Raw genomic sequence first — 15,346 nt, 5'->3', positions numbered from 1 at the left:
CAAGGCAACTTTTTAATTTGGCTCTGTCCTACCATCTAGCGGCCAGTCACTAATTACCTATCTATTGAACGTAGGGATAGCAAAAGTCGCCAAGGGAATGGATAACATCAATAGAGGTGAGAATAATGACAACTACCCTCCAGCAGCGCCGTGAACAGTTGAATGCTCTAATGGATGAGTCGCGGGCCAAGGCAAAAGCCTTGGGAATCCACTTTGACTTCAGGAAAGCGAGGCTCGCGGCGCGTAGCGTTGTGTTGGGTAAGTAAAAGGCAACATGGTTTAAAAGCCTGGCCGCGATGCGATAAAGACTGTCCGTTTCGCATCGCAAGAAATGCTGGTGCAGGTTAGCCAGATAACCTGCACCACGCTTCGACACAAACCTGACGATCAGTGCGTTAAGGTTAGGGCATTGCGTTGAGTAGGTATGGCTAAGCAGTTCGTTGCCGCTTGCGCCGATTCACCCGACCGACCTGAACACTTTCGGCAACCTGGTAAAGGGACTTGACCAAATCAACCGCAATGCGTTTCATTGCATCTCTCCCAGCGAACAGTCACCACTGTGTTATAGAAGAAATGTGGTGCGGGGAGAGTCCATTACAGTCTTCATACTGCTCGCTTCGCTCATCAGGACGAGTTACGTCTATCTGTAAACACTATATCTACCCAACAATCTTTCTAGAGCAGTCCAGGGGCATGTCCGTCCATGTGCTGTACGGTTAAATCAAGCTATTGCTGTATCTGTTCAGGAATCAGTCCCAGCTACCACCATGTGGCATATGGACCTGCTGGAGAGACGCATGCACATCGCCATTCTCACTTTCGACGGATTTAACGAGCTCGATTCATTTATCGCTCTTGGGATTCTTAATCGAATAAAACGCCCTGATTGGAAAGTGTCATTGGTTGCGCCTACGTCCTGGGTCACATCGATGAATGGTGTTCGGCTAGAGCGACAGGCTGGACTTGAGGAAATCGAAGCGTGCGCGGCTGTACTTGTCGGTAGCGGTATTCGAACCAGAGAGATTGCCTGCAATGTTGAAATACTTGAGCAACTTTCCTGTATCAGGCCGACGCATCAGTTAATCGGATCTCAATGCTCTGGTGCACTTGTGCTGGCAAAGCTTGGCCTGTTGAAGAACATATCGGCATGTACTGACCTCACCACAAAGCCTTGGGTAGAAGACGCTGGTATCGATGTGCTTGATCAGCCATTTTTTGCGCATGGTAACTTGGCAACGGCGGGCGGGTGTTTAGCGTCCAGCTATCTTGCGGCATGGACGATTGCTCGACTGATCGGGCGTGAAGCGGCTGCTGACGCTCTGCACTATGTTGCTCCGGTGGGTGAGAAAGAAATCTATGTCAAACAAGCGCTCGAAAACATAGCCCCTTATTTACCAGATTAAATCGTATGGTGAGTCCAGGCTGCAAATAGCACTGAAAATACGTCAGGTGGTCGAGTCAATTTATCTACATTGAATTTAACAAGCTCACAGTGGCTTGGCTTTATGCTAAAGGGATAGAAATAAAAAGTATCTGAGGAGGACGCTCATGGGTTCTGATAACAATTGCATTCTAACCCTAGAAGACCTGGAGGCGCTTTATGGAGTAGTTGCCAACCCTTCGATGGTAAAGGAGGTGGACTATATTCACGCTGTATACAGGCCTTTTATTGAGCGTGCGTCTTTTGTTGTTCTTGCTACCGCCGGGCCTGGGGGACTTGATGCTTCCCCGCGTGTAGATAAAGCTGGTTTCGTACATATTGAAGATAGTCGAACGCTGTTACTACCGGATCGAAGAGGGAATAACCGAATCGACAGCTTGCGCAACATCGTTAAGGATCCACGTGTAGCACTACTTTTTCTTCTCCCTGGTGTAGGCGAGACGCTTCGCGTAAACGGGACAGCTCAAATCACTATTCAGCCTGATCTTCTCTCCCGTTTTACTGTAAACAATCAGGCACCCAAAACAGTAATCCGGATCACCGTTAACGCTGTCTACTTTCAGTGCAGCAGATCTAGTATTCGCTCTGGGCTTTGGGACGATGATGCCAGCCATATCGACCGGGCCACATTACCAACGCCAGGTCAGATATTAAAAGTGTTATCCAGGTCGGAAATTGATGGCGATGTCTATGACAGTGCATTGCCCGGCCGGCTTGCAAATACCTTGTATTAACCCCTCTTTGCTACGATAAGGCGTTACGGCCGCCTACTCTGCATGTTGCTGAATAGGCAGCCGTATAAGCGTGGTACTTACTGAAGCCAGCCTTCAACCACATCAGCACCATGTTCAGCCTTCCAGGCTTTGAGCGTCTTGTGGTTGCCGCCTTTGGTCTCGATCACTTCGCCTGTCTCCGGATGCTTGTAACGCTTGACGGAGCGTGCACGGCGGGGCGCCTTTTCTGGGTGCGCAACCAAGCCACGTGGTTTGCGAGAATAACCCGGATCAATAATGGCAATAATGTCGCCCAGGTTTTTGCCATAATCGCTCATCAGTGTTTGAAGCTTGGATTCAAACTCGATTTCACGCTGTAGAGATTCATCGTTTTTGAGAGATTCGAGTAGCTGTAGCTGGGCCTTTAATTGTTCTTCGGCAGCACGAAATTCTGCAAGCTTGGACATAAATACCTTAACGTTTATGATGTGAAAGTTTCACCCGGATACGCCTTAGCCGGCACGTCTGGATGACTTAAAATATAATAAGAAGCTGGTGCTAGTCTACGCGATTAATGTGGTCAAAAGTATAGTCGTTCAAACTTAAGTAACCGGCTTGCTCACCTGATTAATGAACATCTTTTTGAAGCAAGTCACTAAAGCACGGATCAGCGACCCGTTTCAGGCGACAGCTGATTACTCAATAGCGCCTGCCACTGTTTCCCAGCTGCTTTGAAGTCGATGGTGTGTTATCAGGGTAGGTTAGTTATTTTTAGGCAAAAATAACATCATCAAGTAGGGCGCGGAGTCGTCTATTTAAAGCCTATGGTGTAAGAATACCTTAAAAGCAACCGCGGTGTATCGCATACTTTCAGCAATGATTGCTCATGGCTTTAGTAAGACGGTAAAGATTGATTGTCTCGCCAGAGAGCTGTGTGCACTTATGACGATTAACTCTGCCCTATTTATTACTACCTTAACGGGTTCGAGATAGGAGGTTTTGAGTAGTAATGGTGAGAGCTGATCCGACTGCGTGCAGGAAATACCTAATTTCGTAACCCCGGCGCCCATCCTTGGGCTGTGGCGGCTTATACAGCCTGGGGAATCTCATCCATCAGCTTGTCTAGGGTAATCGGGAGGTCGCGGATGCGTTTGCCGGTAGCGTGATACACCGCGTTGGCGATAGCAGCCGCCAACCCTGTAATGCCGATCTCACCGATACCGCGTGCACCAAACTCGTTGAGGGCATAGTCAGGATAATCAAGCAGTATCACGTCCAGTTCCGGCGGCTGGTCGGCATGTACCGGCACCATGTACTCGGCATAGTCATTGTTGGTGGGCATGGCGTTGCGCTCGTCGTAACTGGTAGCCTCGAACATTGCCATGCCAATAGCCATTACAATCGCACCCTCCACCTGATTCGCAGCGGCTTTGGCGTTAATGACCTGACCGACATCTATCGCGCTGACCACCCGTGATACACGCAGACGAGAGATACCCGGGTCCCACCGTACTTCCACGAAGTGTGCACCAAAGGAACGGATCGAAACATCACTTTTATCCGCTGTCTCGGTTCGGGCTTCGCCTTCAGCACTGCTCAAACGCCGTGTAGTAAGCAGGTGGGCAAAATCCAGCGCGTGGCCATCCTTGACCAGCTGGCCATTAGCGAACTCCAGTGCTTTGGGGTCGGCACCCTTGAATGGCCCGTCCTCTATAGCAAAGCTCTTTAGCTGCTCAATAGCATCCCGGGTAGCCTCCGCCACGGCGGGTAGTACGCTAGCGGTTGCCCAGGAGCCGCCAGAGACGGGGCCGGGCGGAAAGGATGAGTCACCCAGCTGTACAGTGATCTTTTCCAGTGGCAGGCCGGTGATCTTGCTCACGGCCTGGGCAACGATGGTATAGGTGCCGGTCCCGATATCCTGCGCGCCACAAGTGACGTAAGCCGTCCCATCGGCACGCAGTGATACCCGGGCCTCACAGGCGCAGCGCATGGCATCCCAGTTACAGGCCGCCAGGCCATAGCCGATTACCTCATGGCCGTCTCGCATCGAGCCGGGCTCTGGGGTGCGCTTGTCCCAGCCAAACTTGGCCGCGGCTTTGTCGAAGGCTTCCTGCAGGTGGTTGCTGGACCAGGGCATGTCTTTGCTCTCGTCTCGAGTTGAGGCATTGAGCTTGCGAAACGCCAGCGGGTCCATGCCAATGGCCTCCGCCATTTCATCCATGGCTGATTCCAGTGCGAACAGGCCCGGCGCAGCGCCCGGTGCGCGCATGGACGTAGGCGTACCGTGGTTGACCTGCAAGGTCGCATGGGTAACGGCCAAGTTGGGGCAGCTGTACAGACTTTTAGTCACGCTACCGCAGCTCTCGGTGTTCTGGTCAGTAAAGGACGTGCTGTTGACCGATTCATGTCGTACCGACAGTAGCTTTCCCTGATCGTCCGTGGCGAGCCGCAGTCGTTGCTCGGTGGCCGGACGATGGCCTGTGGTAGTAAACATCTGCGGACGTGGCACCACGAACTGTACGGGACGACCTACAAGCCGCGCGACAGCGCAAGTAGCAGGGGAGTGCGGCCACGCCCAGAGCTTGCTACCAAAGCCTGAACCTATAAAGGGCGATTGCAGTTCGACCTTGTCCGGGCTCAAACCAAAGATACGGGCCAAGGTGTTGCGGTGCACGATTACCGACTGTGTAGATTCATACACGAACAGCCGATCACCTTCCCAATAGGCGGTCGTGGCGTGCATCTCCATCGGGTTATGGGTTTCGACAGGCGTGGTATAAGTTGCATCGATACGATGGGCTGCCTTGTCAAAACCGGCTTGCGGGTCTCCACGTGAGTAATCCGAGCCCGCGGTTTTGGGTGACTGTACCTTTTTTGCTTGCGCGAGCGTGGCTAAGGTAGGCTCTTCCTTATACTCAATCTTGACCCTGTAGGCCGCTGCGCGGGCTTGTTCAAAGGAGTCGGCTACCACCATGGCCACGAACTGACCGGCGTAATAAACGCGGTCGTCCTCGAACGGCAGACGGCTTTCATCAACCTTCACAAGCCGGTCAATCTTAGCTGGGTTCAGCTTCATCTTGGGGGGGCGATAGAGTTCAGTGAAATGGCCGTGGTGGAAGATCCCGAGTACGCCCGGCATGCGCTGAGCCTCATCGGTATCGATACGGGTGACACGGCCGCTGGCGATGGTACTGTAGACGCCATAGGCATACGCCATGCGTTTAAGTCCATGATCGGCAGTGTATTGGGCATGGCCGGTGACCTTGAGTCGCCCGTCGACTCGCCTGGGACCCGCGCCGATGATGTCGTTCATGCCACACCTCCGGTAAGTGTCTGCAGGTTACGTACGATGGCCTGCTGGGCCAGGGGAATTTTGTAGGCGTTGTGCCGATAAGGCGTGGCACCCTGTAGCGCTAGTTGCGCAGCACGGCGGAAGGTCTCGTCATTGGCGGGCTGACCGCGTAATGACTGTTCCGCTTCATGGGCTCGCCAGGGTTTGGTGCCGACGCCTCCCAGCGCAATACGCGCGTCGGTGATGCGATCACCCCGCATCTGCACGATGACGGCGCTCGACGCCAGCGCGAACTGATAAGAGGCGCGATCGCGCAGCTTCAGGTAGCCCGAACGGCTGCTGGCCAGTGGCGGTGCAAGCGTGATGTGAGTAATCAGCTCGCCGGGCGCCAAGGCGTGTTCACGTTCGGGGGTGTCACCGGGCAGCAGATGGAAATCGAGGAAGTCAATCGTCCTCTCCCCCTTGGGGCCTTGTACATGAACAGTCGCACCAATAGCCGCCATCGCCACGCACATGTCAGATGGGTGCATGGCGATGCAGTGCTGGCTGGTGCCCAGGACAGCATGGACTGAGCGATGGTCACCCTCGATCGCCGAGCAACCGCTGCCGGGCTTGCGCTTGTTGCAGGGCGAAACGTTGTCGCGAAAGTAGTGGCAGCGCACCCGTTGCATGACGTTACCAGCGGTGGTGGCTTTGTTACGTAATTGTGTCGTAGCGCCTGCTAACAGTGCCTGAGACAGCACGGGATAGGCCTGGACAATGTAATTGTCTTGAGCCAACGTTGTATTGGTGACCAGGGCACCGATACGCACGCTGCCATCATCCTGGCGCTCCAGTCTGTTGAGGCCTACACGGTTGATGTCCACCAGCCGTTCGGGCTGCATAACGTCAAGCTTCACGAGATCAAGGAGCGTGGTGCCGCCAGCCAGGTACATCGCCTGGTCTGACTGGCCAGCCTTTAGAGCTTGCTCGGTGCTGGTTGCACGATCAAATTGAAAGCTACGCATCAGCTGGCCCCTTCACCTTGCCGCGGGCCGACTGTATGGCCGCAAGAATGTTTTTGTAGGCACCGCAGCGGCAGATATTGCCGCTCATGGCTTCGCGGACGCTGGAATCGTCGCTGCCAATGGAGGGGTCATTCAGGATCGCCACGGCGCTCATGATCTGCCCGGAAGTGCAATAGCCACACTGATAAGCGTCGTGTTCCCAGAAAGCTTCCTGGACTGGATGCAGTTTGCCGTCTTTTTCTAGGCCTTCAATAGTGGTGATCTCATCACCGTCATGGCTGACAGCCAGCGACAGGCAGGAATTCACTGCCGTCCCGTTCACATGCAGGGTACAGGCACCACATTGACCGTGGTCGCATCCTTTCTTAGTTCCGGTTAGCTGCAGACGGTCACGCAGTACATCAAGCAGTATGGCGTTAGCAGGAACATTGAGTGTGTGAGCCTGGCCGTTCACCTTCAGGGTGATCCTTTGCTCGCCAGGTTGCAGAGGTTGTTGGGTATCGTCGACAGGTGCGGCCTGAATGGCCTGAACCCAAACTGGAGCCGAGGCGACGGCTAGGCTGGATACACCCACAGACTTAAGAAAGCTGCGGCGGTTGGGGGATATCGACTCGCTCATGGAAGTCCTCATCGTTGGGACGTTCCGTCTCGCCACAAGACTTGACCCGCTCGAAAACGGCCGCGCATGCCTGATACATGCGTTATCCATTTGCCGACGGGGCTGGCTCGCAGCGATCACGGGCACGCCCATTCAGGAGTGGTCACAGACGGCTCACCGCTTCTGCGTCAGCAAGGCCGCTTTAGACGGACCGCCTTCAGGACAGAAAGGTCCGGCAATAGTCATACGTTTTCCGACCATTGATTACAGGATGTGTGTTTCGAAACTTGCGATGAAGTAGGCCGTGCAGAACATCCCTCTTGTCCTATAGGTCGCTTCCTTCTGCTGGAGCATGTCGAAGGGTCGGATCGGCAGAGGCCGCGGTGTAGAGCGCCTCCAGAGGTTTCAATATGTTTCATTCAATGGGCAGCCGTGAACTAACACATAAGCGCTGCGTTCCTTTGCTGTGGCAGCGCCAGCAGGTACCTGACAACCGGTGCACCTGCATACGGCCTCTGCGACACACAACAGAGAAAAGGAGCTCCCGTGACCACTGCACTTCATCCGACCTATAGAGTCACACCCGGTCCGCTGCATGCGATACTGCTTGCCGGAACCGTGCCGCTGTTTCTTGGCGCGCTGCTCAGCGATATTGCCTATTCCAAGACATATCAGATCCAGTGGAACAACTTTTCGTCCTGGCTGATTGCCGGAGGTGAGCTCTTCTGCGGGCTGGCGCTATTGTTCGCGCTGGTCAATCTGATCCGCGCTGATCATAAGGGCGGGCGGCCAGTGATGTATTTTCTGCTCCTGCTGATCACCTGGATACTGGGGCTGGTTAATGCCTTCGAACATGCAAAGGATGCCTGGGCGTCGATGCCCATGGGGCTGACCCTCTCGGTAGTCGTAACGCTGCTCAGCGTTGTTGCAGCCTGGATCGGACTGACCAACCTGCGCTCAGGAGGTGCAAGATGAGGTATTCGAGTGCACTGACGATACTGAGCATGGCGGTAATGCTAAGCGCGTGCGGCAGTGGCGAGGGCGAAGCCACCCAATCACATGGTGGTGATCCAAAACTACCTAATCCTGAGCGCGGCCTGCTACCGAGTATGAAGATTGCTGATCCAGCACCCTGGGGCGACGAAAAGCCAAAAGTGCCTGAGGGTTACGACGTCAGAGCGATCGCAACGGATCTTAAAATCCCGCGGCAAACCCTTGTACTACCCAACGGGGACATCTTGGTGGCGGAAGGCCGGGGCGGTAACGCAGCGAAACTCAAGCCGAAAGATGTTATTGCCAGCGTCATCAAAGCGGAGGGCAATACTAAGGTAAAAGGGGGCAATCGCCTTACATTACTGCGCGATGCAAACGGTGACGGTACCTACGAGATTCAAGAGGTTTTTGCCGAGAACCTGAACGCACCGTACGGTCTGGCTTTATTTGAGGGCAAGCTGTACGTGGCCAATCAGGATGCGCTGGTGCGCTTCGACTATGTGGATGGTCAAACCAAGGCCAGCGGTCCACCGACCAAGATTACCGATCTGCCTGCGGAAATTAACCATCACTGGACTAAATCGCTGACGGTCAGTCCCGATGGTCGTTTTCTCTACGTGGGCATCGGCTCCAACAGCAATATTACCGAGCGCGGCATGGAAGCCGAGGTAGATCGCGCAATGGTCTGGCAAGTCAACGCTGAAACAGGCGCTCACAAACCCTATGCGACCGGTCTGCGTAACCCCACAGCATTGACCATTCAGCCGGAGACGGGGCAATTGTGGGCCGTGGTGAACGAACGGGATGAGCTGGGCCCTGATCTGGTTCCGGATTATCTGACCTCGGTCCGTGAAGGCCAATTCTATGGCTGGCCCTACAGTTATTGGGGTAAGAACGTCGATCCTCGCGTGAAGCCAGAGAATCCGCAAAAGGTTGCTTCTGCCATCGCGCCAGATTACGCGCTGGGCTCCCATGTCGCCGCGCTGGGTGTGGATTTCTCAATACCGGAAATGGGTGACAAGTTTGCCAATGGCGTATTTGTTGGCGAGCACGGCAGCTGGAACCGAAAGAATCCGGTCGGTTACAAAGTGGTCTTCGTACCGTTCAGCAACGGACGCCCGTCCGGTGATCCTGTCGACTTCGCGACAGGATTCCGTGGGGATGACGGAAAAACCTATGGCCGTCCGGTGGGTGTAACGGTCGATCCGCGCGGTGCGCTCATCATCGCTGATGACCTATCAAATACTGTATGGCGGGTGACGCGGACGCAGTAGTTGGTTCTGCGCAGGACGGTCCTATCAGGGCCGTCCGTACCCACCAGGGAAATATCAGGGGCAGTCAGCGGATACGTCTCGTCTATTTATCCTTTATCTACCACTCTGATCCTCTGGCGCATCGCTTAGCAGGTAATGCGCTGTTAAAGATGTGTGCTCCAGTGCAATGTAATTAATGCGATGCATGCATTAGTCGATCACTAATATGCACTTATCAAATCAATAATTTTTCTCCACTCTTCTTGTTACAAAAAGACATATGCCTTCTGCATATGAGACAAGACGTGGAGTGTTCTATGGTTCCTGCTCATGGCCACCGTGCCGCTTCTGGCTCAAAGATTGGTGCAATATTCCGCGTGACGTCGGGCAACTTTCTTGAGCAATTTGATTTCTTCCTGTTTGGCTTCTACGCCACTTATATCGCCAAGGCCTTCTTTCCAGCTAGCAGCGAATTTGCCTCCCTGATGATGACCTTTGCAGTTTTTGGCGCTGGCTTTCTAATGCGCCCTCTGGGGGCTGTAGTTTTGGGCGCATACATCGATCAGGTAGGGCATCGCAAGGGCTTGATCGTAACCCTTTCGATTATGGCTGCCGGGACCTTCTTGATCGTCTTGGTGCCGGGTTATGACAGCATAGGGTTTTGGGCCCCCCTGCTCGTGCTAGCGGGCCGTCTACTCCAGGGCTTTTCCGCAGGTGCCGAACTCGGTGGTGTATCGGTCTATCTGGCCGAGATTGCGACTCCAAGTAAAAAGGGGTTCTATACAAGTTGGCAGTCAGGCAGCCAGCAGGTTGCCATCGTAGTGGCCGCGGCTTTGGGTTTTGGACTCAACCACTGGCTTTCTGAGACTGCAATTGCCGATTGGGGCTGGCGCATCCCGTTTCTGCTGGGCTGCTTGATCGTTCCGTTTATCTTCGTGTTACGACGCAAGCTTGAGGAAACTCAGGAGTTCAACACTCGCCGTCATCATCCTGCAATGCGCGAAGTCTTAAGGACTCTGCTGGACAACTGGACGGTGGTAGTAGCTGGCATGCTGATGGTCGCCATGACCACCACGGCTTTCTATCTGATTACCGTTTATGCGCCTACGTTTGGCAAGACGGTACTCAAGCTAAGTGCCTCGGACAGCTTGCTGGTAACGCTGCTCGTCGCCGTCTCAAATTTTATCTGGCTGCCTATTGGCGGGGCGCTATCCGATAGGTTCGGGCGCAAGCCATTACTCATTGCGATGACTGCACTTGCTATCGTGACCACGTATCCAGCCCTATCATATCTGGCGGATGCGCCCAGCTTTGGGCTTATGTTAGGCGTTCTGCTGTGGCTGTCGTTTCTTTATGGCTTATATAACGGCGCCATGATTCCTGCGTTAACCGAAATTATGCCGGTTGAGGTCAGGGTGGCAGGCTTTTCGCTGGCATATAGCTTGGCTACCGCTGTGTTTGGAGGATTTACCCCAGCCATTTCAACTGCTCTGATCCAAGCGACGGGCGATAGGGCCGCGCCTGGTTACTGGATGAGTTTTGCAGCTATCTGCGCACTGTTGGCGACGTGCTACCTGTATCGCCGCAGCTCCCTGCAGCTGCAGACCGCCTGAAACACCCCTGTATCGTCTATAAGCGAGAATAATCATGACGGCATTTATCAAGAGAAGTGTGTTCGCAGTAGCTCTGCTGGGATATAGCCTGGTGGGAACGGCTCAGGCAGCAGATCTAAAGGTAATGATATCCGGTGGGTTTACTGCCGCCTATCAACAGTTGGCACCAGAATTTGCCGCCCAGCGCGGGGATACTTTACAAACGAGCCGCGGTCCTTCGATGGGCAAGGCTCCCGAGGCTATTCCAAATCGCCTGGCAAGAGGTGAACAGGCCGATGTAGTCATCATGGTCGGATATGCTCTTGATGAGCTGATCAAACAGGGCAAGATTCAGGAGGACTCTCGAATTGAGCTGGCCGATTCCCGTATAGGTGCAGTGGTTCGAAAGGGCTCCCCCAAGCTTGAGGTCGATACCGTGGAAAAGCTGAAAGCCTCACTGCTGAAGGCCGACTCTATCGCGTATTCTGATAGCGCCAGTGGTGTATACATTCAAAATCAGCTGTTCAAGAAACTCGGTATTGAAACCCAGGTAAAACCGAAGGCAAAGATGATTGAAAAGGATCCGGTAGGTTCCATGGTTGCCAGGGGAGATTACCAATTGGGGTTTCAACAGGTGAGTGAGCTATTGCCTGTGCCTGGCGTAACCTTTATAGGGAAAATCCCTGAATCGGTTCAGTCGGTTACCCGTTTTGCAGGTGCTATTCCCAAAGGTGCAGCGCATCCAGAGGAGGCTAGAGCATTGCTGCAATACCTTTCATCCAAGGAGGTTCAGCAGCAGGTTCGCTCGACGGGGTTGGATTCAGTACCTTAGGCCGGCCTGTTTTACGGCTGCGCTTTCATATCGATAAGCAGCTTTTCCAAAGCGGCTGCGGCTGGAGAAAGGGCGCGGCCGCGCCGTTTGATAATACCTACGTGACGTTCCACAACCGGATCAATAAGCGGCACACTGGTGAGAACCGGATGATGGCCAGCCGGCAGAGCCATGGCAGGGACCGCTGCGATGCCAAGTCCTGCTTCAACCATACCCAGCATGGTCGTCACATGACGGGTCTCACAAATACTAAGACGCTCCGGTGCAATATGAGCAAGTGCTTGGTCCAGCAGAAAACGATTACCTGATGTCTTGTCGACCACAATGTAGTCGTAGCGGTAGAACTCATCCCAACGTACCGCTTTTTTACCTGCCAGCGCATGATCACACCGACAGGCCGCGACATAAGACTCCTGTACCAGCCATTCAAACTCTACGTCCTGATCGAGATTGCCGGAAAAGCTTAGGCCCAGATCAGCCTCACCGCTGATAACAGCCGCAGATACCTTGTTGGCGCTGGTATCAATCAGCTTTATGCGTACCTTGGGATAGATAGCATGGTAGCGGGCGATAACACTTGGCATGAAGTAATACGCCGCAGAAGGAACGCAGGCCACGGTTACCCGCCCCGTACGGTTGGAAGCCACTTCGCTTATTCCTAGCAGCGCATCATCCAGGTCATTGAGGAGGCGTTCGGCCCGCGGTGCAAATGCCCGACCTACCATGGTAAGGCTTACTCGTCGTGTGGTTCGCTCGAACAGCTTTACCCCGAGCGCGCCCTCCAGTTTATCGATGCGACGGCTCAAAGCCGGTTGAGAGATGTAGATCGCATCGGCAGCAGCACGAAAACTCTTATGCTCAACCAGAGCACAAAATGCCTGAAGATCATTTAGGTCGAAGTTGACGGCCATCGTACTCACATAACTTGTGTTGAATAATAGACATATATTATCGGATATAGATATGGCAAACCGCTTTTATGGGCATAATTTGATGCAGCCCTTAATCGCGCCGTTATGTGCTAACCCTCTCGCCCTTAGGTTAGTTAACGCGTTCCTCCCATATGATCCGTAACTGTGAGTGAGAATGCTGGAGTACATCAGTTCTGACTGTTCACGATTGAATACATTTGTCGAGAGCTATACAACTTAGAACATTCGCAACATGCGGATCGGCTATAAGAGCAGGATCAAATCGCCTAAATTTGTAGGTCTATAGCAAGGAGTAGCTTTTGTTGAGGTGATTGAAAAACTACTTGGTGTAAGTTTGACCATATTTTGGACTAAAGAGTTAACAGGGTCCGGCTAGATGTCCAACATTTAGGGTTCCTCGCTACCGCTATATAAAAAATAACTTAAACATTCATAGGAAGGAGGAATACTTCCATTTTTATAGCGTCTAACGTGTTGGATAATAACCTGAAGATTAAGCGTTTGGCTTTAATTAATAGCGCATAACGGACTAAATGATTCGACTTGCCAGTTCTTTTATATTTCCTTGCAATATCAGGGAAAGACATTATGGCATTGGCGGGTCATAACGTTATTGCTTTTGAGATACCGATTAAATCCGCATTTTCCTAACTTGTCTTGCAGACTCATAAGGATCTTGTTGCAGTATTGATAGTTATTAAAAGGTTAGTCGTGGCTGATCTGTTTCTAAAAATAAACTAAGGGTTTCATGACGTAATAAACGTACCTGTCCATTTGTCGGATTTGATGGCAATCAGTTTTTCTGAATCTACGCTGTTGTTACCAGTGCAACTGGTAACTATCAAGATCAGAAGAAGGATGCGGTCTCTCTGGTTAACTGGCCTACTGCCATCTTTAAGGCCATATATTAGGTATAACGACAAGGAAATCGATATGCGTCTTCACCACCTTTTCACTGCCACAGCCCTAACCCTTGCAACTGCTACTGCAATGGCTGAAATGAATGAGTCTGAGATTAACCAGGCTGGGGATGGCAATACTGCTGAGCTTACCCAAACCGGAAGCTCTAATAAGGCAGTACAGAATCAACTGGGCATCAATAGTAGGCAGATCGTCGAGCAGAATGGGAACACAAACTCGGCTACCGTTTTTCAGGCAGAAAATACCAACGACGCTGAATCAAGGGTTTACCAGACGGGTGACAATAACCTTGCGACCATCTACCAGGAGGGCGGTAGCTATGCTGATTTAACGCAAAATGGTAATGCAAACGTTTATAACTATGACGGTACAGGTGGCTTAATAGGCGTAGCGTCCAGCGAGCAAATTGGTAATAACAACGTACATAATATTGTCCAGACCGGGCTGTACTATGCTCCCGTTTTTGCCTATACCACTGGCAACTCAAACAACATCACTGTAGAACAGGACACGGGAGGTGTGGGAAGCGGCTTTTCAGTAACCCAGAATGGTGATAACAACGCTATTACCTCTACTCAACGCTATATGAATAATTCGGTCGTAGGCGACCAACTTGGAAATGCGAACGTTGTAGTCGTTGACCAAGACGGCAGTAACCCTAAGTATCCTGAGGACGGCGGGAATAGCTTGAGCTTTAACCAGACCGGTGACGGTAATAGCGTAAACGCCACTCAAATCCTGAATACATCAGCCGGATTCACACAAAATGGTAATAACAACACTATAACTTCCAGGCAAGAAGGTAACGCCGGAATGTTTGCTTCAGCACGGGTTTATCTGGATGCAACCCAAACAGGGGATAACAATACTCTGAATGTAGACCAGAGGGCTGCGCAGGGATCTAATGAGATCACTACCAATCAGGAAGGTAATGGCAATACCATGGATCTTGTGCAGGATAGAACGATCGATAGCTCACTGGAAGTCGCTCAGCTGGGTGACGATAACTACATGAGTATTACTCAGCGCCAGACTGTCAACGATGTCTTTAAGCTCACTCAGGAAGGCTCAGGTTTGTCTGTAACACTTGAGCGTACCGGCCAGGGTAATCAGGCTACGGTATCTCAAACCGGCATGCTGAATACAGCGGCCATTATTCAGCAGTAAGCCAACAAAGTAGGCCATGAGAACCTTGAGTTCTCATGGCCTCTCTGAGCTTTAAGCCTGTCATAAGAGGCATGTCGCGTTTCCAGATACTTGGTCAACACAGGTATCTGTGTGGTCTAGTCATAAGGTTTGCTTATGCCCAGGAATATGGAAAATAGTTTGTTTTCATTTGCCTCGTCTTGGAAGATATGTGCGGATGAACCAATACACGAGTAGTATTGCTTTGGATAACCCAGCCGAAGCGCTAATAGAGTCCATTGGTTATAAGGCCCCTTTGATGTTCATTGCCTAGCTGCAAATAGTTTTTTATAATGCTGTCTTAAATTGTGTTCTGAACAGTCCGCCCACATGCATCGCTCGATACAAGCCAGAATAACCACAGCTTCGAAGCTACTGGCCAGTTTGTCAAAGCAGGTGTTTTTCTTCAACTAGCTGAATAGCAACTCGTTTACGTGTATGTCAAACCGTCGAGGCACGCCTAGACACATGATGCGCTGAGTGATTACCGATCGCATACTACAGCGGTTGTGTTAATGACGTAAATTTTCACTATCCTAGTCCTTGTCAAGGATTCCTGTCAGGAAGCTTTGCAGAGTAAGGCAAAA

The 15,346-nt window shown here is 52.2% G+C and carries 13 protein-coding genes; 8 read left to right on the top strand and 5 right to left on the bottom strand.

Annotation, left to right across the window (positions count from 1 at the left end):
• Positions 1 to 125 precede the first annotated feature (125 nt).
• The 3 genes from QWJ10_RS10655 (at position 126) to QWJ10_RS10645 (ending at position 2,175) form a co-directional block, all read left to right on the top strand.
• Complete coding sequence (locus QWJ10_RS10655) at positions 126 to 266, top strand: hypothetical protein (RefSeq protein WP_162997661.1); 141 nt, start codon at positions 126 to 128, stop codon at positions 264 to 266.
• Positions 267 to 797: 531 nt separating this feature from the next.
• On the top strand, positions 798 to 1,403 hold the full coding sequence (locus tag QWJ10_RS10650; RefSeq protein WP_289926234.1) for a DJ-1/PfpI family protein: 606 nt from the start codon (positions 798 to 800) through the stop codon (positions 1,401 to 1,403).
• A 145-nt stretch (positions 1,404 to 1,548) separates the two neighbouring features.
• On the top strand, positions 1,549 to 2,175 hold the full coding sequence (locus tag QWJ10_RS10645; RefSeq protein WP_289926233.1) for a pyridoxamine 5'-phosphate oxidase family protein: 627 nt from the start codon (positions 1,549 to 1,551) through the stop codon (positions 2,173 to 2,175).
• Between the two features lie 77 nt (positions 2,176 to 2,252).
• On the opposite strand, the gene QWJ10_RS10640 is transcribed toward QWJ10_RS10645, so the two are convergent.
• The 4 genes from QWJ10_RS10640 to QWJ10_RS10625 form a co-directional block, all read right to left on the bottom strand.
• Positions 2,253 to 2,621: a histone-like nucleoid-structuring protein, MvaT/MvaU family gene (locus QWJ10_RS10640; RefSeq protein ID WP_010799111.1), complete on the bottom strand. Its 369-nt coding sequence runs from the start codon at positions 2,619 to 2,621 to the stop codon at positions 2,253 to 2,255.
• 620 nt (positions 2,622 to 3,241) lie between these two features.
• Entirely contained in the window at positions 3,242 to 5,467 is a 2,226-nt protein-coding gene (locus QWJ10_RS10635; RefSeq protein ID WP_289926231.1) for a xanthine dehydrogenase family protein molybdopterin-binding subunit, read from the bottom strand.
• The gene (locus QWJ10_RS10630) at positions 5,464 to 6,453 is read right to left on the bottom strand and encodes a xanthine dehydrogenase family protein subunit M (protein ID WP_289926229.1); all 990 of its coding nucleotides are present in this window, start codon (positions 6,451 to 6,453) and stop codon (positions 5,464 to 5,466) included. The genes QWJ10_RS10635 and QWJ10_RS10630 overlap by 4 nt, the downstream gene beginning before the upstream one ends.
• Positions 6,446 to 7,072: a (2Fe-2S)-binding protein gene (locus tag QWJ10_RS10625; protein ID WP_289926228.1), complete on the bottom strand. Its 627-nt coding sequence runs from the start codon at positions 7,070 to 7,072 to the stop codon at positions 6,446 to 6,448. The genes QWJ10_RS10630 and QWJ10_RS10625 overlap by 8 nt, the downstream gene beginning before the upstream one ends.
• A gap of 525 nt (positions 7,073 to 7,597) precedes the next feature.
• Here QWJ10_RS10625 and QWJ10_RS10620 point away from each other — a divergent pair.
• From QWJ10_RS10620 to QWJ10_RS10605, 4 genes are all read left to right on the top strand, one after another.
• Entirely contained in the window at positions 7,598 to 8,026 is a 429-nt protein-coding gene (locus QWJ10_RS10620) for a DUF2231 domain-containing protein (protein WP_289926226.1), read from the top strand.
• On the top strand, positions 8,023 to 9,318 hold the full coding sequence (locus tag QWJ10_RS10615; protein ID WP_289926225.1) for a sorbosone dehydrogenase family protein: 1,296 nt from the start codon (positions 8,023 to 8,025) through the stop codon (positions 9,316 to 9,318). The genes QWJ10_RS10620 and QWJ10_RS10615 overlap by 4 nt, the downstream gene beginning before the upstream one ends.
• A gap of 296 nt (positions 9,319 to 9,614) precedes the next feature.
• Positions 9,615 to 10,910, top strand: a complete 1,296-nt coding sequence (locus tag QWJ10_RS10610; protein WP_289926223.1) for an MFS transporter — start codon at positions 9,615 to 9,617, stop codon at positions 10,908 to 10,910.
• Positions 10,911 to 10,944: 34 nt separating this feature from the next.
• The gene (locus tag QWJ10_RS10605; protein WP_019364080.1) at positions 10,945 to 11,721 is read left to right on the top strand and encodes a substrate-binding domain-containing protein; all 777 of its coding nucleotides are present in this window, start codon (positions 10,945 to 10,947) and stop codon (positions 11,719 to 11,721) included.
• A gap of 11 nt (positions 11,722 to 11,732) precedes the next feature.
• Here QWJ10_RS10605 and QWJ10_RS10600 read toward each other — a convergent pair whose 3' ends face one another.
• Positions 11,733 to 12,632, bottom strand: a complete 900-nt coding sequence (locus tag QWJ10_RS10600) for a LysR family transcriptional regulator (protein ID WP_019364079.1) — start codon at positions 12,630 to 12,632, stop codon at positions 11,733 to 11,735.
• A gap of 954 nt (positions 12,633 to 13,586) precedes the next feature.
• Between QWJ10_RS10600 and QWJ10_RS10595 the strand changes: the two genes are divergently transcribed.
• Entirely contained in the window at positions 13,587 to 14,741 is a 1,155-nt protein-coding gene (locus QWJ10_RS10595; RefSeq protein WP_289926216.1) for a hypothetical protein, read from the top strand.
• Positions 14,742 to 15,346 lie beyond the last annotated feature (605 nt).

The organism is Pseudomonas sp. WAC2 (assembly GCF_030403525.1).
GTDB lineage: Bacteria > Pseudomonadota > Gammaproteobacteria > Pseudomonadales > Pseudomonadaceae > Chryseomonas > Chryseomonas luteola.
Note: the sequence above shows the minus strand (reverse complement) of the source record. Positions and strands in the feature narration are given on the sequence as shown.

What these genes read in the sequence shown, in the direction of transcription:
- QWJ10_RS10630 (WP_289926229.1), bottom strand. Translation starts at nt 6,453, where the DNA reads ATGCGTAGCTTTCAATTTGATCGTGCAACCAGCACCGAGCAAGCTCTA.
- QWJ10_RS10645 (WP_289926233.1), top strand. Translation starts at nt 1,549, where the DNA reads ATGGGTTCTGATAACAATTGCATTCTAACCCTAGAAGACCTGGAGGCG.
- QWJ10_RS10595 (WP_289926216.1), top strand. Translation starts at nt 13,587, where the DNA reads ATGCGTCTTCACCACCTTTTCACTGCCACAGCCCTAACCCTTGCAACT.
- QWJ10_RS10610 (WP_289926223.1), top strand. Translation starts at nt 9,615, where the DNA reads ATGGTTCCTGCTCATGGCCACCGTGCCGCTTCTGGCTCAAAGATTGGT.
- QWJ10_RS10650 (WP_289926234.1), top strand. Translation starts at nt 798, where the DNA reads ATGCACATCGCCATTCTCACTTTCGACGGATTTAACGAGCTCGATTCA.
- QWJ10_RS10605 (WP_019364080.1), top strand. Translation starts at nt 10,945, where the DNA reads ATGACGGCATTTATCAAGAGAAGTGTGTTCGCAGTAGCTCTGCTGGGA.
- QWJ10_RS10640 (WP_010799111.1), bottom strand. Translation starts at nt 2,621, where the DNA reads ATGTCCAAGCTTGCAGAATTTCGTGCTGCCGAAGAACAATTAAAGGCC.
- QWJ10_RS10615 (WP_289926225.1), top strand. Translation starts at nt 8,023, where the DNA reads ATGAGGTATTCGAGTGCACTGACGATACTGAGCATGGCGGTAATGCTA.
- QWJ10_RS10655 (WP_162997661.1), top strand. Translation starts at nt 126, where the DNA reads ATGACAACTACCCTCCAGCAGCGCCGTGAACAGTTGAATGCTCTAATG.
- QWJ10_RS10600 (WP_019364079.1), bottom strand. Translation starts at nt 12,632, where the DNA reads ATGGCCGTCAACTTCGACCTAAATGATCTTCAGGCATTTTGTGCTCTG.
- QWJ10_RS10635 (WP_289926231.1), bottom strand. Translation starts at nt 5,467, where the DNA reads ATGAACGACATCATCGGCGCGGGTCCCAGGCGAGTCGACGGGCGACTC.
- QWJ10_RS10625 (WP_289926228.1), bottom strand. Translation starts at nt 7,072, where the DNA reads ATGAGCGAGTCGATATCCCCCAACCGCCGCAGCTTTCTTAAGTCTGTG.